Here is a 20120-nt window from a genome sequence, read left to right on the forward strand (position 1 = left end):
GGAGATAATTTTTAAGCGGTTGAAGGTTTTTTACCAGGTTAATAGTAGGGATTCATCATCTGTAGTTTGACAATGTATCTTTTATCAAGTTATTATTTTCATATATTTCATGATTCTAATCGCTCAATTTTTGGGCCCTAATCAAAAATCATGAAAAAAATTGCATCAGAGAATTATTTGGTTACCAAGGATGTTCAATTGGATTCAATTCCTACTAGGGACGATTTCGAAGCATCCAATAAAAAGTTGAGAAAGGAATTAAAAAATGTTAGGGTAGAGCTTGGTGAGTTTCAGGATACCCTCTATGCTCATGCCAAATACAGTGTTCTCATTTGTATACAGGGGATGGATACTGCTGGAAAGGACAGCCTGATACGTGAAGTATTCAAAGACTTTAATGCAAGAGGGGTGGTAGTACACAGTTTTAAGGTACCCACGGATTTGGAACTCAAGCACGATTATCTTTGGAGGCACTATATAGCATTGCCTGCCAAAGGTAAATTCGGTGTTTTTAATCGTACCCACTATGAGAATGTATTGGTGACAAGAGTGCATCCAGAATATATATTGGGTGAAAATATCCCTGAAATACACGCGGTGCCAGACATTGATCAAGCATTTTGGGACAAACGTTTTGAGCAGATCAATAATTTTGAACGTCATATTGCTGAAAATGGGACCATTATTTTTAAATTCTTCCTCCATTTGTCCAAAGAGGAACAGCGTAAGCGATTATTGCGTCGATTGGCATTAAAGAAAAAGAATTGGAAATTCTCTCCAGGGGATTTAAAAGAGCGTCTTCTCTGGGATAAATATCAGGTCTGTTATGAAGAAGCTATCAATAAAACATCAAAATCCCATGCCCCGTGGTATGTGGTTCCAGCGGATAATAAAAAGGCGGCCCGGGTAATTGTAGCTTCCGTATTATTGGAAGAGTTAAAAAAATACCAAGATATAAAGGAACCGGAACTGGATGAAAAAATAAAGGCTAATTTAGATGCATATAAAAAACAATTGGAAAGCGAATGAAATATTTTTTGGTAGTAGCATTATTTTTAGCCATGCCGATCCAGGCGCAACAACAAGACCAAAAACAAATACAGGAAATCTACGAGGAAGCACTATCCAATGGTAAGGGATATACCTGGCTAAACTACCTTTCCAATCAAATAGGAGCCCGACTCTCTGGGTCTATTCAAGCGGAAAAAGCGGTGAGTTATACCAAATCTATTTTAGACTCCTTAGGATTAGACAAGGTTTGGTTGCAGCCAGTGAAAGTGCCTAAATGGGTGAGGGGAATTCCCGAATTTGCTTATCTGGAAAGTAGCGCTGGATTTACCAATAATGTTCCGGTCCGTGCCCTTGGAGGCTCTGTAGCTACCCCAATGGGTGGTATAAAGGCAAATGTCATAGAGGTAAGGGGCATTGAAGAGCTAAAAGCATTGGGGACAACTAAAATTCAAGGGAAGATTGTTTTTTTTAACAAGCCCATGGATCCTACTATTTTAAATACTATGGACGCATATGCAGCTGCAGTTGACCAAAGGTATTCGGGGGCAACGGAGGCGTCCAAATATGGCGCTATAGGGGTAATCGTGCGATCGTTGAATTTACGTTTGGATGACTTTCCTCATACCGGTGCCATGAGTTACGGGGATACTCCGTTTGAAAAAAGGATTCCTGCCGCTGCCATTAGCACCAATGGAGCAGAATTGCTAAGTACATCCCTAAAACTGAACCCCGATATAAAGTTCTTTTTTAGGCAACATTGTAAAACCTTGCCCGATGTGGATTCCTTTAATGTAATTGGGGAGATTAAGGGGAGCACTTATCCCGATGAAATTTTAGTGGTTGGTGCGCATTTAGATTCCTGGGACTTGGGAGATGGTTCTCATGACAATGGCGCTGGGAGCGTCCAAAGTATGGAGGTGTTGCGTTTGCTGAAAGCTACTGGTTACACACCAAAACGAACTATTCGTGTTGTTTTGTTTATGAACGAGGAAAATGGACTGCGAGGTGGTGCCACCTACGCATCCGAATCGAGAAAGGGTAATGAGAATCATATTTTTGCCCTAGAAAGTGATTCCGGAGGATTTACACCAAGGGGTTTTACTTTTGAAAGTAATCAGGGGAATTTTGAACAGTTACTGGGTTGGAAAAAATTGTTTGAACCCTATATGGTACACCTTTTTGAACAGGGCTTAAGTGGCGCTGATATTGGCCCGTTAAAAAATGACAATATTGTACTCGCTGGTTTACGACCAGATTCCCAACGCTATTTTGATCACCATCACTCGGAAAACGATACCTTTCAGCACATTAATAAACGAGAATTGGAACTTGGTGCAGCTGCGATGGCCAGTTTGGTTTATCTTTTTGATACCTATGGAACGGTCGCTTCAAGTAATTAAATAACTAATTCCCAATCTAATCATTTTGGTTAATTTTGGGGACAGAAAAAACAACTCAAATGAAAAATAAGTTATTAATTGCAGTACTTGGTATTGCGGTGATGAACTCTTGTAAAGAGGGAGCTACCAACACAGAAAAGGAAGCTCCAAGAGGCATCATCTTGGCAAATATGGATACTACGGTAAGTCCAAAAACAAATTTTTACGATTATGTAAACGGAACTTGGATGAAGAATACCCAAATTCCAGATGACCGTTCCAGTTGGGGCGGATTTAGTGTGCTTAGGAAGTCTACGGATGACAATGTGCTTAAAATTATAGCCAAGGCAAAAGAAAGTGGTACATATGCCGATGATACGGACCAAGCAAAGGCACTTTTTGTATTCGATTCTAAATTAGATACCACTTCTCGCAATGTAATGGGGCTTACTCCCTTACAACCAACCTTGGATGCTATAGCAAATCTTAAATCCTTGACGGAATTACAAACCTTGCTGGTCAAGGATCCAGCTGCCAATTCTCCATTTATAAGTCTTGGTGCTTCTCCGGATCTTAACAATAGCGAGATGAATGCGGCCTATATTTTTCCTAACGGATTAGGTTTGCCTGATCGTGATTTTTATTTAGACCAGGATTCCAAATCTAAGGAAATCCGGGAAGAATATGTAAACTACATAACCAAAATGCTTCAGTTCTTGGGAGATAATGAAACTGTAGCAAAGACTTCGGCTATAAAAATTTTGGCCATGGAAACTGCGTTGGCAGAACCAAGATTAGATAAGGTGGAAAGCAGGGATGCCAGAAACTTTAACAATCCAAAAACAATTGCCGAGACGCAAGCGCTTTTACCCGCATGGGACATTAAAAAATTGATGTCCGATATGGAGATAAAAAAGCAAATGGATACACTTCTGGTGACTCAGCCTAAATATTTAGAGGCATTAAATAAGTTCTTGAAAAGTAACTCTTTGGAAGATATTAAAACGTTGGTGCGATGGGATACGTTTAATAGTGCCGCCTCAAAACTTAGTACCCCTATAGAAAATGCCAATTGGGAGTTTTACAGCAAATATTTAAGGGGAGATAAGGAACAGAGACCCGCGGATGAAAGAGCATTGGCGGCGGTAAACAGTTCGGTTGGCGAAGCTTTAGGTCAATTATATGTGGATGAAATGTTTCCTCCTGAAGCCAAGGAAAAAGCTGAAACCATGATTGCCAATATTATATCTGCTTTTCAGACCCGTATAAAAAAATTGGATTGGATGAGCGATTCTACTAAGCTAAAAGCGATAGAGAAGTTGGACAAATTCACCGTTAAAATTGGCTACCCTGATAAGTGGGAAGATTATTCTACCATGGAGGTTACAAAGGACAACAGTTATTTTAGCAATATGATGGCCGTGCAAAAGTGGGAGAATGCTAAAAATATTTCCGAAATAGGAGAGCCTGTTGACAAATCGGAATGGGGAATGTCTCCACAAACGGTGAATGCCTATTTTAATCCTATGAATAACGAGATTGTTTTTCCGGCAGCTATTCTACAGCCTCCATTTTATGATTATCTGGCAGATGATGCGGTAAATTACGGTGGAATCGGTGCCGTCATAGGGCATGAGATTTCACATGCATTTGACGATAGTGGCTCTAGATTTGACGCTAATGGAAATCTAGTAAACTGGTGGACCGAAGGAGATTTGTCTAGGTTTACGGACCGTAGTACTGCACTTGCTGACCAATATGATAAAATTGAGGTGTTAGATAGCGTATTTGTAAATGGTAAATTTACCTTGGGTGAGAATATTGGAGATCTCGGAGGTGTGTTGGGCGCCTATGATGGTCTGCAACAGTATTTTGAAAAAAATGGAAGACCAGATAAAATTGATGGATTTACTCCAGAACAGCGATTTTTTATGTCGTGGGCAACCATATGGCGCACCCTATCCAGAGATGAGGCCCTTCGTACCCAAGTAAAGACAGATCCGCATTCTCCTGGAAGATACAGAGCTACACAGCCGCTACAGAATATAGATGCTTTTTATGAAGCCTTTGATATACAAGCCGAAGATGATATGTATTTGGAGCCTAAAAATAGGATCCGAATCTGGTAATTTTGTAGGATATTGGAATGTAAAGGGGAGCTCTAAAGGCTCCCTTTTCTTTGTTAAAGAATAATTTCTATTGAAAACGTTAACTATTTTATACTCCAAAACAAAATAGTACCTTTGTTCCTCACAAAAAAACAGCGATATGCAAGACGGAATTTATGCAAAATTCAATACTTCGAAAGGAGATATATTGGTAAAACTTACCCATGATAAAACACCTGGTACGGTAGGTAACTTTGTTGCTTTGGCGGAAGGTACATTGGAAAATAGCGTTAAAGCTCAAGGAAAACCTTATTATGATGGATTAAAATTCCACAGGGTCATTCCAGATTTTATGATCCAAGGTGGATGTCCACTAGGAACAGGTACAGGGGACGGTGGTTACAAATTTGATGATGAATTTCATCCAGAACTTACCCATAATGCCCCTGGAGTACTTTCCATGGCAAATGCCGGACCCGGTACTAACGGGACACAATTCTTTATAACCCATATTGCTACTCCGTGGTTAGATAATAAACATACTGTTTTTGGACATGTTGTGGAAGGTCAGGATATAGTGGATAGTATTGCACAAGGGGATAAGATTGAAAGTTTAACCATAGCGCGGATAGGTGCCGATGCCGAGAATTGGAATGCAATCGAAGCCTTTAGAACTTTTGAAGGGTCTAGGGAAAAAAGATTGGTAGAAGAAAAACAAAAATTGGCTAAGGAATTGGATAAGGTGGCAGCCGGATTTGAAGAAACCAAAAGCGGACTTAGGTACAAAATTATTCAAAAAGGGAATGGTGCTACTCCTAAAAGTGGCGAGAATGTATCTGTACACTACGAGGGATCCTTGTTAAACGGCCAGGTTTTTGATTCTTCCTATAAGAGGAAAGAGCCTATTCAATTTGAATTAGGAGTTGGACAGGTAATTCCAGGGTGGGATGAAGGCATTCTGCTTTTAAAGGTTGGTGATAAGGCGAGATTTGTGATTCCATCACCTTTGGCATATGGTAGTGCTGGTGCAGGTGGGGTTATTCCTCCTGATGCTACCCTTATCTTTGATGTAGAACTTATGGGAGTTAGTTAATACAATAAGAATGTTTTAATATAAGTAAAAGGTCTTAAGAAATTAGGGCCTTTTTGCATTCAATAGTTTTGTGGGAATGGGGCAGTTCTTACCTAGGTTGGTGAGGGACTCCCAATAGTTGGCTATAGCGGTTGCTTGCCGAAAGTGTCTTTAGTAAAATACTGTTTCGCCCATCACCCTATCTTAAAAATAAAAGGAAAAGTTCCTTATTGTAGAAAGAGGTTAGGGAATAAAAAATGGACATTAGTTTATTGTCGTTTAGGTCTGTTGAGGCTTAGTACCAATAACGCAACGTTAATTACCAATAGGGATAATAAGATAGTGAAAAAGGTAGTCATAGTATATGTTCTTTTAAAATTTAAAAGGGGGTATTTATATATATACTAGTGTAGATGTGAAATTTGCTGATTGGTTGCGTGAAAATTAATTAAATATTATAATTAAGATGTTTCCTGCATAAATGGTGTACATATGTATAGATGCACACCAGTAAGTAGCCAATGGCAAATAAAAAAGCCCATCCAATTGGACGGGCTTCTATCTTTAAAAAAAAGTTGTATCGTAATTATTAAATCACTTTCACGTTTACCGCGTTCAATCCTTTTTTACCTTGTTGTAGTTCAAATTCTACAACATCACCTTCACGAATTTCATCGATTAAACCAGAAATGTGTACAAAGTGATCTTCGCTTGAGCCATCTTCAGTGATAAATCCAAAACCTTTAGAATCATTGAAGAATTTTACTGTTCCTTTATTCATTATAAAAAATTAAAAAAATTATATTAGATGCAAATATAGGACATAATTGTTTAACAACATGATTTTTTGATAGTTATATTTAATTTTCTCATATTATCGTCCATTACTTTATTGCTAAATAGCTGTTTTATAAGGGTTTTACCTAGTCTTAGTTGGCTGTCATATGTTTTGTGACATTTCGTTTGTATAATGAGATCTTAAACAAAATTGAATAATAGAAAGAATGGTTGTAAATAAACAAAACCTTCCATATTGGAAGGTTTTGCTTTATGTAATCGGTGCGCTATGCGCAAGACAATTAAATATTTGGCTGTGGAGTAAGTCGTAAATAAGGCTTTATCTCCTCTACACCTTTTGGGAATAGTTTTTTAGCATCCTCGGTACTGATAGCTGGACTCACTACTACCTTTTCACCTTGCTTCCAATCTGCAGGGGTGGCCACCTTATGGTAAGCGGTTAATTGAAGCGAATCTATAACTCTTAAAAGCTCGTGGAAATTACGGCCGGTAGAGGCAGGATAAGTGATGATTAATTTAACGGTTTTGTCTGGTGCAACAATATATACAGAACGAACGGTTAAATTGTTATCCGCGTTGGGGTGTATCATATCGTACAAAGTCGATACTTTTTTATCCTCATCCGCTATAATCGGGAAATTTACGGTTGTGTTTTGTGTCTCGTTAATATCCTTGATCCATTCTGCATGCGATACGGCACCATCTACGCTAAGTGCCATCATTTTTACATTTCGCTTATCAAACTCGCCCTTAAACTTTGCAGCTGCCCCCAATTCTGTAGTACATACAGGTGTGAAATCTGCAGGATGTGAAAATAAGATTCCCCATCCGTCACCTAAATAATCATAAAAATTAATCATTCCAACGGAGCTGTCCGCCGTAAAATCAGGGGCCAAATCGCCCAATCGTATTGTTGCCATTTTCTAGTGATTTTAGTTAAAATTAATATCCTATAAAATTAGTAGATTATAATTGATCTGACTTTTATAAAAGGTTAAAAAAGTATTAAAAAGTATTGTATTTTAATGCTAATTTTGATAGGGTAGGGAAAATGTGTAAAAATAAATTGATTGCGTTGATGCCAATTTTCGGAAGTTGACATTTCTTGGTGTATGGTTTTACAATTTTAAAATTAAAATAGAATCGTTTTTATTAATTATAAAGAATGGAAGAAAAATTATTAGAACAACTAAGATACCCGATAGGGCATTTTGTTTATACGCATACGGTAGATGATATTATTGTGTCGGACTGGATTTCTGAATTGGAGGCATTACCCTCTCGTTTAGAAGATTTGGTACGCCCATTAACGGAGTCGCAATTAAACACCCCCTATCGTTCAGGAGGGTGGACAGTTAGGCAGGTAGTCCATCATATAGGAGACAGCCACCATAATAGCTATACTCGATTTAAATGGATGCTTACCGAGGACAAACCGGTGATTAAGGCGTATCAAGAAAAAGATTGGAGCAACCTGTTTGACGCCCGATTGGGACCCATAGATATGTCATTGGATTATATAAAAGCACTTCATGTAAAATTGGTGTTTCTATTACGAGGTTTAACCAAAGAGGATCTAGCCAGAGTGTACATTCATCCAAAGGGTAATGTTGAGGTAAGCCTCATGGAAAATATTGGCCGGTATGCATGGCATGGAAACCATCATTTGGCGCATATCAGTGGACTAAAGGAACGAAACGGTTGGTAAATGTATACCGTGTAAAACAAACAGCCGGTTTTAGGAGGTGGATTTTTGAAACGTAGATATTAACTAGATCAGTGCATCCTAATAGATACAAAATACGCTTGGCTTTTATTACGCCTCCAAAAAAAAACGGTGGGTTAATAAAGGGCGATTGCGATGTGGTGACCTATCAAGCAGTTTTCCACTTTATATTACAGCCGATACTCGGTTTTTGATCGGGATTAATTTTTGAACCATTGAGCAGATCGTTCATCGCTGCTTTTAAATCAGCACCAGTTACCGCTAAACCATTTCCTGGCCGGGAAGAATCAAACTGACCACGGTATACCAATTTTAAATCTGCATCAAATAAATAAATATCTGGGGTGCATGCGGCATCGTAGGCCTTGGCAACTTCCTGTGTTTCGTCATATAAATAAGGGAAAGTGTAATTTTTCTCCTTGCTGATCAACTTCATCAAGTGGGGGGCATCCTGCGGATAGTTTTCCACGTCGTTGCTAGAAATTCCTATAAATGAAATTCCTAAGGCCTGAAATTCAATTGCTGTTTTTGACAGTTCGGGATTAATATGTTTAACAAATGGACAATGGTTGCAGATAAACATAATTACCGTACCTACAGATCCCTTTAACTCGTGTAGCGTACTATTTTTTTCTAGGGAGGTATCTAATAAATTAAAATCTGGTGCAATAGTACCTAAAGGCAACATATTGCTGGGAGTATTGGCCATGGGATGTGTTTTTACTTTGTGCTGTAATATTGTGATTAAGGCTAAAAGTAGTTAAATTTATTTGTATTTGAAAATGACAATAACTATCTTAAATATGCGAATTAAATTAGGGGAAAATGAAAAATTCATATACAACATTATCGGAGGCTATTACAGATCTAAAAGGAGCAGGGTATACTCAAGATTTAAACCTATGTGAAAAAGGAGTGGAGGACAAAAGGCTGAAGCGTATGCACCGGGCACAAGAGTTTAATGTGGTTAAATATTACCGCTTCGAAGGAATGAGCAATCCGGATGACAATGTGGTGTTGTATGTCATAGAGACCAAAGCAGGGGATAAGGGCCTTTTGGTAGATGCCTATGGAGCCTATTCGGGGAATGTATCCAAAGAAATTATTGATAAACTTAGAATAATTAGATGAGCGAAACCATTAGCTGGACAGATTTTACCAAAATAGAAATGCGGGTAGGTACCATTATTGAAGTTTCTGATTTTCCAAAAGCCAAAAATCCATCCTATCAGATTCTGGTCGATTTTGGCCCCGATCTGGGAGTTAGAAAATCGTCGGCACAAATAACCACAAGATATTCCAAGGATCACCTTGTGGGGAAACAGGTAATTGCTGTCATTAATTTTCCCAAGAAACAAATTGCAAATTTCATGAGTGAATGTCTTATATTGGGGGCTGTTGATGGGGCCGATGTGATTTTGTTACAACCTGAGATCAAGGTCGTCAACGGACTTAAAATTTCTTAATATTTGACCATTAATACTTTAGATAATTTACACATAGATTTTACCGAAGAATCACTTTGGGTAATGAATATAGCCCTTGCATTGGTAATGTTCGGGATAGCGCTAGATATTTCCCTCAACGATTTTAGGCGCTTGTTGCGCAAACCGAAACCGCTTTTTGTGGGAATGCTAAGTCAGTTTGTACTATTGCCAGCTGTTAGTTATATTTTGGTGTTGCTTGTGACACCTATACCAAGTATTGCTCTTGGTATGTTTATGGTGGCGGCATGTCCCGGCGGTAATATTTCTAATTTTGTCACCCATACGGCAAAAGGAAATTCCGCCTTATCCGTAAGTTTAACGGCAGTGGCTACTATGTTGGCAGTGGTGATGACCCCGCTTAACCTTCAATTCTGGGGTTCGCTTTATGGCCCTACTGCGACTATTTTAAAGGAAGTGGCCATATCACCCTGGGAAATGGTGAAATTGGTAGGCTTGTTGTTGGGGTTGCCCCTCGTTCTTGGAATGTACTTTAATCAGCTAAGGCCCGTATGGGCTTCTAAAATGGCCAAAGTCTTAAAAGTTGTATCCCTACTGTTCTTTGTTGCCCTAATATTTGTGGCATTGTACAACAACAGGGATATTTTTATGGATTATGTGTTTTATGTATTTTGGATAGTGATCATCCATAATTTCCTAGCATTTGTAACCGGGTATTCCTTTGCCAGTATTATGGGGCTTTCCCAAATAAACAAACGGACTATAGCTATTGAAACTGGGATTCAAAACTCTGGTCTTGGATTGCTGTTGATCTTCACTTTCTTTGATGGGATGGGAGGTATGGCGCTTTTAGCTGCGTTTTGGGGAATATGGCACTTAATTTCGGGATTGGCTTTGGCTAGTTTTTGGGGGGTTAAACCTATTGATAAAAAGGAATTGGTTTGAGAAAATTAGGATATTTTTTGATCCGGTTATGGATTAGATCGTCGTTATGGATTTATTTTTCCAAGATTTCTATAAACGGTTTGGGGAATATTCCCAAGGATAAACCGCTCCTTTTTTTGGCCAATCATCAGAATGCACTGCTTGATGCGTTGTTGGTGGCTGCACATGGTCCAAGAAAGATATATTTTCTCACTAGATCTGATGTCTTTAAAAACCCGATACTTAAGAGGATTTTTGAATTCTTGCAAATGATTCCGATTTATAGGATCAGGGATGGCAAGGAGTCTTTAAAAGAAAACGCCGCTGTTTTTGACCGATGCAGTAAGCTGTTGCAAAAAGGGGAGGCTATTCTTATCTTTCCAGAAGGAAACCATTCCTTAAAACGGAGAGTGCGACCACTAAGTAAAGGGTTTACCCGTTTTTTGTTCGCTGCCTTGGAAGATAATCCACTCTTAGATATTCGCTTGGTTCCAGTAGGAATGAATTATGTGGACGCAGCAGCATTCCCGGATCTAGTGTCGGTATGTTATGGTAAGGATATCCGGGTGTTGGATTTCTATGACAGAGAGGCACTAGTTCATTCGGTTAATGGTTTAAAAAAGGAAGTTCACCAAAAATTGTCCAAACTTACCACGCATATTGAAAATGTAAAGGACCATGATGAAATTGTAGCCAAATTGAAGGGGCAAGGGATAGATTTTTCCTGTCCCGAGACAGCAAACCAGTTTTTAAAACATGAATGTCAATTAAGTGATACCCTTTATCCCCAAGGGGAAATCTCTATGGGTTATGGGGTCTTAAAGGCATTAATTGCCCTTGTTAACTTCCCGATTATCTTAATATGGTCTATGGTTATACGTCCAAAAGTAAAGGAATTAGAATTTTTGAGTACGGTGAGATTTATGGTTTTTCTATTATTTTTCCCGGGATATTATCTTTTATTAACCTTAATATTATGGTATTTTACCGGTATTGCATTGGCTCTTTCAATAGGAGGTATTCATCTTTTACTTAATTTATTATTGATAAAGTTGCTTGGAGCTAGCATTTCCGGTCGCCCTTAGGTTTTAAGAAAGGCACCATAAGGCTTCCGTTTCAATTTCTTGAGAAGTATCTATTGGATTTGCCGAAATATATGGCATTTAAGAGCAGCTAGAGGGTGCTAAATCTAATCGCTTTAAAATAAGGTTGGCATAAATGCAATTATAGGACCTATAACACAACGCTGTACGGGGAGTGTAAGGGTTCTTTTTGATAAACCTTAGATTTTCTTGGAAATAGGGCTACTAAAAAGTTGGTATTCGGGATATTGATAAGGATTATTGTAACTGCTAGCGCAATTAGGCAAGATGGTATTGTGGATTTCGAAGGGTATACGACTAAAAACGGTCCCTATATGTAAGGACCGTTTGAGTTTGTTTAAGAAACTTAAAATTAAATATCATCAAAACTTACGTCAGTAAAGCTATCCGTGGAGGTAGTAGAGGAATCTTCCCCAAATTCTTCCTTTTTAAAGTCTTTTTGGTGACGTTCAGAAATTACTTCTTCTCCTTTGGCATCGATAATATAATCCATCATTTCGTCCAAGTTCTCTTTAAAGGCGGTAAAATCTTCTTTGTATAAGTATATCTTGTGTTTTTTGTAATGAAAGGAACCATCATCATGGGTGAATTTTTTACTTTCTGTAACGGTTAAATAATAATCTCCTGCCTTAGTGCTCCTAACATCGAAAAAATAAGTTCTTCTTCCAGCTCGCAATACCTTCGAGTAAATCTCTTCTTGATCCATTAAATCTTTTTCGCTCATTTCGTCTAGTCTATTGTTAATTTACATACATATATATGTCAAATGTGAAAAAAAAAACCTAATTGGACAACATTTTTCTATTTTTCTTTCTCAGAAAGTTGGTTAGTATACAGCGCCTTGTAGTAACCATCTGTAGAATTCAATTCCTCATGCGTACCTTGCTGTATTAATTTACCATCTTCAATCACTAGAATTCGATCCGCATTTTTCGCAGAAGACACCCGATGGCTAACGATTAGGGTAGTTTTATTTTTGGATTCATTTTTAAGTTGATTTAAAATTTTCTCCTCTGTTTCTGTATCTATGGCCGATAAGCAATCGTCAAATAAATAAATTTGCGGATCCTTTAATAGAGCGCGGGCAATAGAGACTCGTTGTTTCTGTCCGCCACTCAGGGTGATGCCTCTTTCGCCTAACACGGTTTCATATTGATGAGTGAAACCCATAATATTTTGATGTACCACTGCCTTTTTGGCAACAGCAATGATTTCTTCATCAGTGGAATCCTGTTTTCCGAATTTTATATTGTTCTTAATGGAATCTGAAAAGAGAAAGGCATCTTGGGGAACGGCACCAATTGATTTACGTAGGCTGTTTAAGTTCAATTCCTTGATCGGAACATCGTCAATTAGGATTTGACCAGAATCAATGTCATATAACCGAGCGATCAAATCAAGAATGGTAGACTTGCCAGAGCCTGTTTTTCCGATTATGGCCACTGTTTCTCCCTTGTTAATGGTAAAGGAAATATCATTTAATGCTACAATATTGGTGTCTTCGTAAGTGAAGGTTACATTTTTGAATTCTATTTTCCCGCCAATTTCACTTTCTTCTGTTGCCGTATTGATAATGCTAGGGCGTTCTTGAAGAAACTGGTTGATCCTCTTTTGGGAGGCCTCGGCTCTTTGTACTATAGAGGTAACCCAACCGACAACTGCCACTGGCCAAGTCAGCATATTTACGTAGAGGATAAATTCTGCAATAATTCCGATCGACTCTATTTCCCCATTAATGTACTGTTGTCCACCAACATAAATCACAAAAATATTACTGATCCCTATCAATAAGATCATCAACGGAAAAAACCAAGCATTTACCTTGGCTAGGGCCATGCTTTTTTTCTTTCCTTCTAAGGCAAGGGCCTCCATTTCCAGATTTATTTTAGGTTCTAAAGCATAGGCTTTAATAACGGAAATTCCCGAAAACGATTCTTGGGAAAAAGTAGATAAGGTGGATAGGAACTCCTGTACTTTGGTGCTGCGCCTATGGATTACCTTGCTGATCTGATAGATTAAAATAGATAAAATGGGTAGTGGCAGTAGGGCGTACATGGCCAAGGTAGGTGCTTTTATAAACATAAGTGGCACCAAACAAACAAATAAGGTCAAGGTCTGAATACCATACATTATTGCAGGCCCACCATAAAGTCGCACTTGGTTAACGTCTTCACTTATCCTATTCATCAGATCTCCAGTCCTGTTTTTTTTATAGAAATTGAGACTTAACAATTGATAATGGTCGAACACTTCATTTTTAAGGTCGTATTCAATATAACGCGATATATTTATGATGGTCTGCCGCATTAGAAAGGTGAAGAATCCCGATAACAATGCCGCCCCCACAATAATGAGAATATACTCCATTAGCATTTCCTTGGCTTCCGACTTTAGGAGGTCCTCCTTTATGAAACCTTCAACCACTTCTATGGATTTTTTCACATAGGAAGGCATAATCAATTGAAATACCCGTGCTATTACAGTGATGAAAATACCGACAAGTAGTTTTGACCCGTATTTTTTAAAATATTTGTTTAGATGTTTAAGTTCTTTCATCCGACCAGAAACAGGAATATCAAGTTTAGTGTTTGTAATTTGCCAAAGATAGTTGTTTGTATCTAAACCAAATGTTATAAAAGGCATAAGATAATACTTGAAAAGGTAGTTATGATTAAAAAATATAATCCTATTTTTGTACCCGAAAAATTATTTATTTCATTAAAGTTCTTTAGAAATGCTTACAAGAAGGCACATTAGGGTTAAAGTTATGCAGTGTATTTATGCTTTGACCCAGTCAAAGGATGACTCCCTTGATAAACAAGAAAAATTTTTAAAAGTAAGCATAGATAACATGTATACGCTTTATCTTTTAATGTTAAGTCTATTTATAGAGGTACATGAGAAGGCGAAGGATCAAGTACAATTATCTTCTAAAAAATATCTGGCAAACGCGTCTGATAAATATCCCAACAAAGAAAAATTCCTTAACAATAGGCTTCTTTTACAGATTTCCGAAAATTTATCCTTGCGGGATGAGTTGGATAGGAGGAAATTGAACAATTGGTATCTAAACGAGGAATATGTTAGGATAATTTATAAGGAAGTGGTGGAAAGTGACCTATATGACCAATATATGTCCAATCCAAAGAACACCTATGAGGAGGATAAAAAGTTGATTCTAGCTATTTTCAACGACATTATAGCCCCCAATGATAAAATCTATGATTATTTTGAGGATGATAAATTAACTTGGGTGGATGACATTCCAATTGTGAACACTTTTCTCCTTAAACTATTTAAAAAGGTTAAGATAGAAAGTTCCCCGTCCTATTTCTTGCCCGAACTTTTGAAGGATCAAGAAGATATGGTCTATGCCAAACGTCTATTGACAAAGACCCTGTTGAACAACGCACAATGGGAAAAGGAGATTGAGGGTAAAACACCCAATTGGGATAAAGATCGAATTGCCGATATTGATGCAATATTATTGAAAATGGCAATTTGCGAGCTTCTAAACTTTCCGTCAATCCCTGAAAAGGTTACCATTAATGAGTTTTTGGAGATTGCAAAGGAATACTCCACTCCAAAGAGTAGTATTTTTATAAATGGAGTCTTAGATAAATTAGTGAAGGAATATAAGGAGGAAGGAAAGCTAAATAAACTGGGCAGAGGTCTCTTATAAATAAATAATCCTTAATTTTGAAGAAATTAAAATCAATAAACATGAAAAGACTTTTCTTTACCCTTAGTTTTGCTTCTGTTCTTGTGTTTACCTCTTGTAAGGAAAACGCATCAAGCAAAATCAATGTTGCAAATGTAGAAGTAGCTGCGGAAAGAGATGCGGCTGCCAAAAAAGTTCCAGTTATGGAATTCGACAAGGTAGAGCACGATTTTGGGACAATTGAACAAAATGCACCTCAAGAAACTATTTTTACATTTAAAAACACTGGTGATGGCCCATTAATAATTACCGATGCAAAAAGTAGTTGTGGTTGTACTATACCAGAATACCCACAAAATACACCAATAGCACCGGGTGAAACTGGTGAGATGTTGGTTAAGTTTAACGGAGCCGGTCAAAATCAGATCACTAAAACCATAACCGTTTCAACCAATACTGGTACAGGTGTGGAGACTCTTAGAATAAAAGCATTTATAACCCCAAAAGGAGCTGGTCCAGTAGGCCCAGTAAAATAAGTAAATAGTACCTATGTTAGAACAATATCCATATCTTCCGCTTTTGTTAATGTTTGTGGTGGTGTATTTTTTTATGATCGCCCCGCAGAGAAAGAAAAACAAGCAGGAGAAGAAATTTGCCGCCGAATTAAAAAGAGGCGATAGAGTAATTACCAAAAGTGGCATGCATGGTAAAATAGCCGACTTGAACGATAATGATTTTTCATGTATAATCGAGACCATGGCCGGGAAAATTAAATTTGATCGTTCTGCTATTTCCATGGAAATGAGCAAAAGATTAAACGAACCGGAGAAGAAATAATACATTTTCATACCTATTTTATAAGCACCAACCTTAAGTTGGTGCTTTTTTTGTTCTTAATTTGTATATTCATGGTAACTAAATACCAATTGACCATGATTCATAACAGAAGAAAATTCATAAAAAACAGTTCCCTCATGGCTATGGGTGCCGGTGCATCCTTCCTTTTTCCTTTGGACTTGTTAGGGGCTATGAGAAAAAAAGTAAGTCCTAATGATCAAATAGGGGTAGGTTTAATTGGGTGTAATGGGATGGGGTTTAGTGACCTGACTTCCATGCTTAAAATAAACGAAGTCCAGATTGTGGGACTTTGTGATGTGGATACGGAAGTGCTGAATAAAAGAACAGCCGATCTGCAGAAAGCCGGGTTCAAAAAGCCAACACTTTACAAAGACTATAGGAAAATGTTGGAGAACAAGGATATTGATGTGGTCATCATCGGTACCCCGGACCATTGGCATTGCTTACAGCTTTCAGACTCCCTAAATGCAGGGAAGGATGTCTATTGTGAAAAACCACTGGCCAATTCTATAGAAGAATGCAATTTAATGCTCCATTCCGCACAAACCAGCGACCGTATGGTGCAAATTGGACAATGGCAGCGGAGTCAGCCCCATTTTGTGGATGCCATAGAATTCGTACATTCCGGGAAATTGGGGCAAATACGTTTGGCAAAGGCATGGGCCTACCAAGGTTGGATGAAATCTATTCCCGTTTTACCGGATACCCTTGCTCCTGATGCGGTAGATTACAATATGTGGTTGGGACCTGCTCCCAAAAGGCCATTTAATGCCAACAGATTTCATTTTAACTTTAGATGGTATTGGGATTATGCTGGGGGTTTAATGACAGATTGGGGAGTACATCTTATGGATTATGCCCTGTATGGGATGAAAGCTAGCACCCCTAAATCCGTTATGGCACTAGGAGGTAAATTTGCGTACCCAGACGATGCTGCGGAAACACCAGACACCCTGCAAACGGTTTATGAATACGATGATTTTTCTATTTTATGGGAACACGCCACTGGTATTGATGGCGGAAATTATGGTCGCAATCATGGTATATCTTTTATTGGGAATAATGGAACCCTAGTGCTTGACAGGAATGGCTGGGAGGTAATTGCGGAAAAAGATAGAATGGAAAGCCTTCCTTTACAACAAAATCAAGGAAGTGGTTTGGATAAACATACGCTAAACTTCATCGATGCGGTTAAGTCTAGGGATGCCTCCCTATTAAAAGCTCCCCTAAAAATTGGTTATGATGCGGCTATGGTATGCCACATGGGAAATGTTGCCTTTAAAACTGGGGACAGAATTTATTGGGACCAGAATGCTGGCCAATTTTCCAATGACAAGGCAAATGCCTTGATCAATGCCCACTACCACAATGGCTGGGAATTACCAAAATTGTAATACGGATGTAATTTGGGATAGGCTTATTAGAAATCTAAATTATTGGCTTGTAGTGGTATTGAGGATAGGCTGCACTGTATGCCGCAAGTTATTTCTTGCGATACCCATCATGTAGTCCAATTTCCTTCAATATTAAAGGAATGCATTTTTGCAAACGGGACTGCTTTGTTTTTTCCTGCTTCGCTTCCCTAATATATTCGCTGTATTCTTTTTGCTTATACGGTGTGAGTTTATTAAAATTGGCCTTTAACAAAGGGTCGTTGTTTAAGGCATCACCCAACTGGGAGGGTATTTTAACATCCTTGTTTTTTTCTGGAATCAAAACTTTCCCTTTTTTCTGGTTGGCAATAGCTTCTTCAAAATAGCTAAAAATGGCAACTTCATCCATGTCCTTGTCGGAAGTAAATTTCCAGTGCCTCATTGCCTTGGTTTTTCCTTCTTGGGCATTCTCTAATACCTTCTTGGGGTCGGATAAAAACACTCCGTTATAAAACCATAGACCAAAATAAGATTTAAAGGCTAAAATACCTAAGACATTTTTGTGCTCTATGGTATAGACCGGACATCCCCATTTAAAATCTTCGACCAACGCTGTTTTTAGTGCCAATTTCCTTAAAATGGCAATTCCAGGTTTAAATGTCTGTTCTTTTGAATAATAGGCTTCTATTTTTTCTGATTTCTCCATTTTCACGGATGTATTGCTAACTACTATTTAGGCTTTTTAACTTTTTGGATCGGTGTTTAGATTCATGTCACTGGTAAGTTCGCAAATTTTCACGATAACGTCAACTGCTTTTTGCATGCTTTCTACGGGTACATATTCATATTTGCCATGAAAATTATGTCCACCTGCAAATATATTAGGGCAGGGTAGGCCCATATAACTTAATTGCGATCCATCCGTACCGCCTCTTATCGGTTTTATAATTGGGGTGATTCCCAATGTTTCCATGGCCTTTTTGGCGATATCCACAATATGCATTACAGGTTCTATTTTCTCCCGCATATTAAAGTATTGGTCCTTTATATCTATAGTGACATAGGGGCCGTAGGTGGCATTTAGTTTGTCGGTAATCTCTTGTAAAAAAACTTTACGCTGGTTGAATTTTGTTATGTCATGATCCCTTACGATCAACTCAATTTCAGCAAGTTCAATTTCCCCAGTTAAATGATGTACATGAAAAAATCCTTCCCTACCAGTAGTTTTTTGAGGCACTTCGTCTTTGGGTAACATAGCGATAAATTCGTTGGCTATAAGCACTGCATTTACCATTTTTCCTTTTGCATAACCGGGGTGTACGCTTTTTCCAGTTATGGTTATTTTGGCCCCAGCAGCATTGAAATTTTCATATTCCAATTCCCCAATTTGGCTGCCGTCCATCGTGTAAGCCCAAGCCGCTCCAAAAGCGGCAACATCAAATTTATGAGCCCCCCTACCAATTTCTTCATCTGGTGTGAACCCAACCCTAATAGTTCCGTGTTTTATCTCTGGATGTTGAATTAAATATTCCATGGCGGTGACAATCTCTGTAATTCCAGCCTTATCGTCAGCACCAAGCAAGGTAGTGCCATCAGTAGTAATTAGCGTGTTGCTTTTATATTGTAACAGATCATCAAAATAACTGGGAGAAAGCACTATGTTCTCTGTCTCGTTAAGTATAATATCACCGCCATCGTAATTTTTAATGATTTGTGGATTCACATTGGTACCTGAAAAATCTGGGGAAGTATCAAAATGTGATATAAACCCAATGGTAGGAACTTCTTTATCTATATTGCTAGGAAGGGTGGCCATGATATAGGAATTTTCATCTATCACCACATCCTGCATTCCAATCTGCTTTAATTCCTTTACCAACATATTGGCCAAAGTCCATTGTTTTTTTGTGCTTGGTGTAGTATTGGAGTTGGGGTCGCTTTGGGTATCAATAGTAATATAGCTGATAAATCGGTCTATAATGTGTTGCATAATTTTAAGTTTTGCCAAAAATACGGTTTATTTAGTTTTTGGAAGCACCATTGTGGAGTAGTTAAAATTGGAATGTTATTACTTTAGTGTACTGTTTTAGGGTATTATGATGTTATGGGGCATAGGAATATAGAATTGTATTTTACAGAGGATAGGCGCGAAAAATAAAAAAGGGGAAAGTTTAAATAGTTAGGATTATTTGTGTTGTATATTAGCTAGAACAGTATTTTGGGTCTATGTTTAAAAATATATTTTTTTCGATGTTTGTAGGTTTCGGTTTTTTGTGTACCATAAATGCGCAACAGGACTGTAGTTTGGGGATTGGAGCTTCCAATATGGATACCCTCATTCAAGTTTTTCAGCTCAGGGCGGAACAAAAGGTAAAACTCGAAGAGTACCAGGCCGCAGTAGGAGTGGAGACGCAATTGTTGGAAGACGAAAGAAAGGAGCTTTTTGAAACTCACCCGCAAAGTACGCCCGATGATTTAATGACCTTGGCATCTAAATACAAGGTTTTGGAGGATAAAATGAAAGCTGTTTTTAAAAAGTATGACCTTAAGTTATTAGGGTTGTTTAATGAAAAGCAGTACCAAAGATACCTTTCCCTTTGCCGGGAAGTATCCCGACAGCCACTAAGGGTGCCGCAGGAATAACTGCTTCATATTATGTTAA

21 protein-coding genes are annotated in these 20120 nt (G+C 38.2%); 14 read left to right on the top strand and 7 right to left on the bottom strand.

The annotated features are described in order from the left end of the window. Positions 1-150 precede the first annotated feature (150 nt). The 4 genes from KCTC52924_RS11785 (at position 151) to KCTC52924_RS11800 (ending at position 5591) form a co-directional block, all read left to right on the top strand. A complete protein-coding gene (locus KCTC52924_RS11785) occupies positions 151-1029 on the top strand; it encodes a PPK2 family polyphosphate kinase (protein WP_251808325.1) in 879 nt (292 codons plus the stop codon). Then, entirely contained in the window at positions 1026-2411 is a 1386-nt protein-coding gene (locus KCTC52924_RS11790; protein WP_251808326.1) for a M28 family peptidase, read from the top strand. The genes KCTC52924_RS11785 and KCTC52924_RS11790 overlap by 4 nt, the downstream gene beginning before the upstream one ends. A 59-nt stretch (positions 2412-2470) precedes the next feature. Continuing rightward, entirely contained in the window at positions 2471-4519 is a 2049-nt protein-coding gene (locus KCTC52924_RS11795) for a M13 family metallopeptidase (RefSeq protein ID WP_251808327.1), read from the top strand. Between the two features lie 139 nt (positions 4520-4658). Next, positions 4659-5591, top strand: coding sequence for a peptidylprolyl isomerase (locus KCTC52924_RS11800; protein ID WP_251808328.1), 933 nt, complete (start codon positions 4659-4661; stop codon positions 5589-5591). 568 nt (positions 5592-6159) lie between these two features. On the opposite strand, the gene KCTC52924_RS11805 is transcribed toward KCTC52924_RS11800, so the two are convergent. After that, entirely contained in the window at positions 6160-6351 is a 192-nt protein-coding gene (locus KCTC52924_RS11805) for a cold-shock protein (protein ID WP_103442091.1), read from the bottom strand. Between the two features lie 298 nt (positions 6352-6649). Next, positions 6650-7288 (bottom strand): peroxiredoxin, encoded by a 639-nt coding sequence (locus KCTC52924_RS11810; protein WP_251808329.1) that lies wholly within the window; start codon positions 7286-7288, stop codon positions 6650-6652. A gap of 245 nt (positions 7289-7533) precedes the next feature. Between KCTC52924_RS11810 and KCTC52924_RS11815 the strand changes: the two genes are divergently transcribed. Further along, complete coding sequence (locus tag KCTC52924_RS11815; protein ID WP_251808330.1) at positions 7534-8076, top strand: YfiT family bacillithiol transferase; 543 nt, start codon at positions 7534-7536, stop codon at positions 8074-8076. Between the two features lie 166 nt (positions 8077-8242). Here the strand turns inward: KCTC52924_RS11815 and KCTC52924_RS11820 are convergent, their stop codons facing one another. Further along, positions 8243-8803, bottom strand: coding sequence for a thioredoxin family protein (locus KCTC52924_RS11820; RefSeq protein WP_251808331.1), 561 nt, complete (start codon positions 8801-8803; stop codon positions 8243-8245). Between the two features lie 116 nt (positions 8804-8919). Here KCTC52924_RS11820 and KCTC52924_RS11825 point away from each other — a divergent pair, with 116 nt between their 5' ends. From KCTC52924_RS11825 to KCTC52924_RS11840, 4 genes are read left to right on the top strand one after another with little or no spacing between them, the layout of a single operon-like run. Then, entirely contained in the window at positions 8920-9225 is a 306-nt protein-coding gene (locus KCTC52924_RS11825; protein WP_251808332.1) for a phosphoribosylpyrophosphate synthetase, read from the top strand. Next, positions 9222-9560 carry a tRNA-binding protein gene (locus KCTC52924_RS11830; RefSeq protein ID WP_251808333.1) on the top strand — a complete coding sequence of 113 codons (339 nt, stop codon included), beginning with the start codon at positions 9222-9224 and terminating at the stop codon, positions 9558-9560. The genes KCTC52924_RS11825 and KCTC52924_RS11830 overlap by 4 nt, the downstream gene beginning before the upstream one ends. Positions 9561-9563: 3 nt before the next feature. Beyond that, entirely contained in the window at positions 9564-10484 is a 921-nt protein-coding gene (locus KCTC52924_RS11835) for a bile acid:sodium symporter family protein (protein ID WP_251808334.1), read from the top strand. Continuing rightward, on the top strand, positions 10481-11548 hold the full coding sequence (locus KCTC52924_RS11840) for a lysophospholipid acyltransferase family protein (RefSeq protein ID WP_251808335.1): 1068 nt from the start codon (positions 10481-10483) through the stop codon (positions 11546-11548). Before KCTC52924_RS11835 ends, KCTC52924_RS11840 begins: the two co-directional genes overlap by 4 nt. 370 nt (positions 11549-11918) lie before the next feature. On the opposite strand, the gene KCTC52924_RS11845 is transcribed toward KCTC52924_RS11840, so the two are convergent. After that, positions 11919-12290, bottom strand: a complete 372-nt coding sequence (locus KCTC52924_RS11845; protein ID WP_251808336.1) for a PUR family DNA/RNA-binding protein — start codon at positions 12288-12290, stop codon at positions 11919-11921. 77 nt (positions 12291-12367) lie between these two features. After that, complete coding sequence (locus KCTC52924_RS11850) at positions 12368-14122, bottom strand: ABC transporter ATP-binding protein (RefSeq protein WP_251808337.1); 1755 nt, start codon at positions 14120-14122, stop codon at positions 12368-12370. A gap of 178 nt (positions 14123-14300) precedes the next feature. On the opposite strand from KCTC52924_RS11850, the gene nusB reads away from it, so the two are divergent. The 4 genes from nusB to KCTC52924_RS11870 all read left to right on the top strand — a co-directional run bounded on the left by nusB (position 14301) and on the right by KCTC52924_RS11870 (position 17479). Continuing rightward, complete coding sequence (gene nusB, locus KCTC52924_RS11855) at positions 14301-15248, top strand: transcription antitermination factor NusB (protein ID WP_251808338.1); 948 nt, start codon at positions 14301-14303, stop codon at positions 15246-15248. Positions 15249-15289: 41 nt separating this feature from the next. Next, positions 15290-15763, top strand: coding sequence for a DUF1573 domain-containing protein (locus KCTC52924_RS11860; protein ID WP_251808339.1), 474 nt, complete (start codon positions 15290-15292; stop codon positions 15761-15763). Positions 15764-15776: 13 nt separating this feature from the next. Further along, a complete protein-coding gene (yajC, locus tag KCTC52924_RS11865; protein ID WP_251808340.1) occupies positions 15777-16064 on the top strand; it encodes a preprotein translocase subunit YajC in 288 nt (95 codons plus the stop codon). Between the two features lie 71 nt (positions 16065-16135). Continuing rightward, complete coding sequence (locus KCTC52924_RS11870) at positions 16136-17479, top strand: Gfo/Idh/MocA family protein (RefSeq protein WP_251808341.1); 1344 nt, start codon at positions 16136-16138, stop codon at positions 17477-17479. A gap of 88 nt (positions 17480-17567) precedes the next feature. On the opposite strand, the gene KCTC52924_RS11875 is transcribed toward KCTC52924_RS11870, so the two are convergent. After that, positions 17568-18164, bottom strand: a complete 597-nt coding sequence (locus KCTC52924_RS11875; protein ID WP_251808342.1) for a YdeI family protein — start codon at positions 18162-18164, stop codon at positions 17568-17570. A gap of 36 nt (positions 18165-18200) precedes the next feature. Further along, positions 18201-19448 carry a peptidase T gene (gene pepT / locus KCTC52924_RS11880; protein ID WP_251808343.1) on the bottom strand — a complete coding sequence of 416 codons (1248 nt, stop codon included), beginning with the start codon at positions 19446-19448 and terminating at the stop codon, positions 18201-18203. 260 nt (positions 19449-19708) lie between these two features. On the opposite strand from pepT, the gene KCTC52924_RS11885 reads away from it, so the two are divergent. Then, complete coding sequence (locus KCTC52924_RS11885; RefSeq protein WP_251808344.1) at positions 19709-20101, top strand: hypothetical protein; 393 nt, start codon at positions 19709-19711, stop codon at positions 20099-20101. Positions 20102-20120: the final 19 nt, after the last annotated feature.

Source organism: Arenibacter antarcticus, from assembly GCF_041320605.1.
Taxonomy (GTDB): domain Bacteria; phylum Bacteroidota; class Bacteroidia; order Flavobacteriales; family Flavobacteriaceae; genus Arenibacter; species Arenibacter antarcticus.

Coding starts and splice junctions, on each gene's coding strand:
- KCTC52924_RS11860 (WP_251808339.1), top strand. CDS start 15,290: ATGAAAAGACTTTTCTTTACCCTTAGTTTTGCTTCTGTTCTTGTGTTT.
- KCTC52924_RS11800 (WP_251808328.1), top strand. CDS start 4,659: ATGCAAGACGGAATTTATGCAAAATTCAATACTTCGAAAGGAGATATA.
- KCTC52924_RS11850 (WP_251808337.1), bottom strand. CDS start 14,122: ATGAAAGAACTTAAACATCTAAACAAATATTTTAAAAAATACGGGTCA.
- pepT (WP_251808343.1), bottom strand. CDS start 19,448: ATGCAACACATTATAGACCGATTTATCAGCTATATTACTATTGATACC.
- yajC (WP_251808340.1), top strand. CDS start 15,777: ATGTTAGAACAATATCCATATCTTCCGCTTTTGTTAATGTTTGTGGTG.
- KCTC52924_RS11885 (WP_251808344.1), top strand. CDS start 19,709: ATGTTTGTAGGTTTCGGTTTTTTGTGTACCATAAATGCGCAACAGGAC.
- KCTC52924_RS11820 (WP_251808331.1), bottom strand. CDS start 8,803: ATGGCCAATACTCCCAGCAATATGTTGCCTTTAGGTACTATTGCACCA.
- KCTC52924_RS11790 (WP_251808326.1), top strand. CDS start 1,026: ATGAAATATTTTTTGGTAGTAGCATTATTTTTAGCCATGCCGATCCAG.
- KCTC52924_RS11825 (WP_251808332.1), top strand. CDS start 8,920: ATGAAAAATTCATATACAACATTATCGGAGGCTATTACAGATCTAAAA.
- KCTC52924_RS11815 (WP_251808330.1), top strand. CDS start 7,534: ATGGAAGAAAAATTATTAGAACAACTAAGATACCCGATAGGGCATTTT.
- KCTC52924_RS11785 (WP_251808325.1), top strand. CDS start 151: ATGAAAAAAATTGCATCAGAGAATTATTTGGTTACCAAGGATGTTCAA.
- KCTC52924_RS11875 (WP_251808342.1), bottom strand. CDS start 18,164: ATGGAGAAATCAGAAAAAATAGAAGCCTATTATTCAAAAGAACAGACA.
- KCTC52924_RS11810 (WP_251808329.1), bottom strand. CDS start 7,288: ATGGCAACAATACGATTGGGCGATTTGGCCCCTGATTTTACGGCGGAC.
- KCTC52924_RS11870 (WP_251808341.1), top strand. CDS start 16,136: ATGGTAACTAAATACCAATTGACCATGATTCATAACAGAAGAAAATTC.
- KCTC52924_RS11795 (WP_251808327.1), top strand. CDS start 2,471: ATGAAAAATAAGTTATTAATTGCAGTACTTGGTATTGCGGTGATGAAC.
- KCTC52924_RS11805 (WP_103442091.1), bottom strand. CDS start 6,351: ATGAATAAAGGAACAGTAAAATTCTTCAATGATTCTAAAGGTTTTGGA.
- nusB (WP_251808338.1), top strand. CDS start 14,301: ATGCTTACAAGAAGGCACATTAGGGTTAAAGTTATGCAGTGTATTTAT.
- KCTC52924_RS11830 (WP_251808333.1), top strand. CDS start 9,222: ATGAGCGAAACCATTAGCTGGACAGATTTTACCAAAATAGAAATGCGG.
- KCTC52924_RS11845 (WP_251808336.1), bottom strand. CDS start 12,290: ATGAGCGAAAAAGATTTAATGGATCAAGAAGAGATTTACTCGAAGGTA.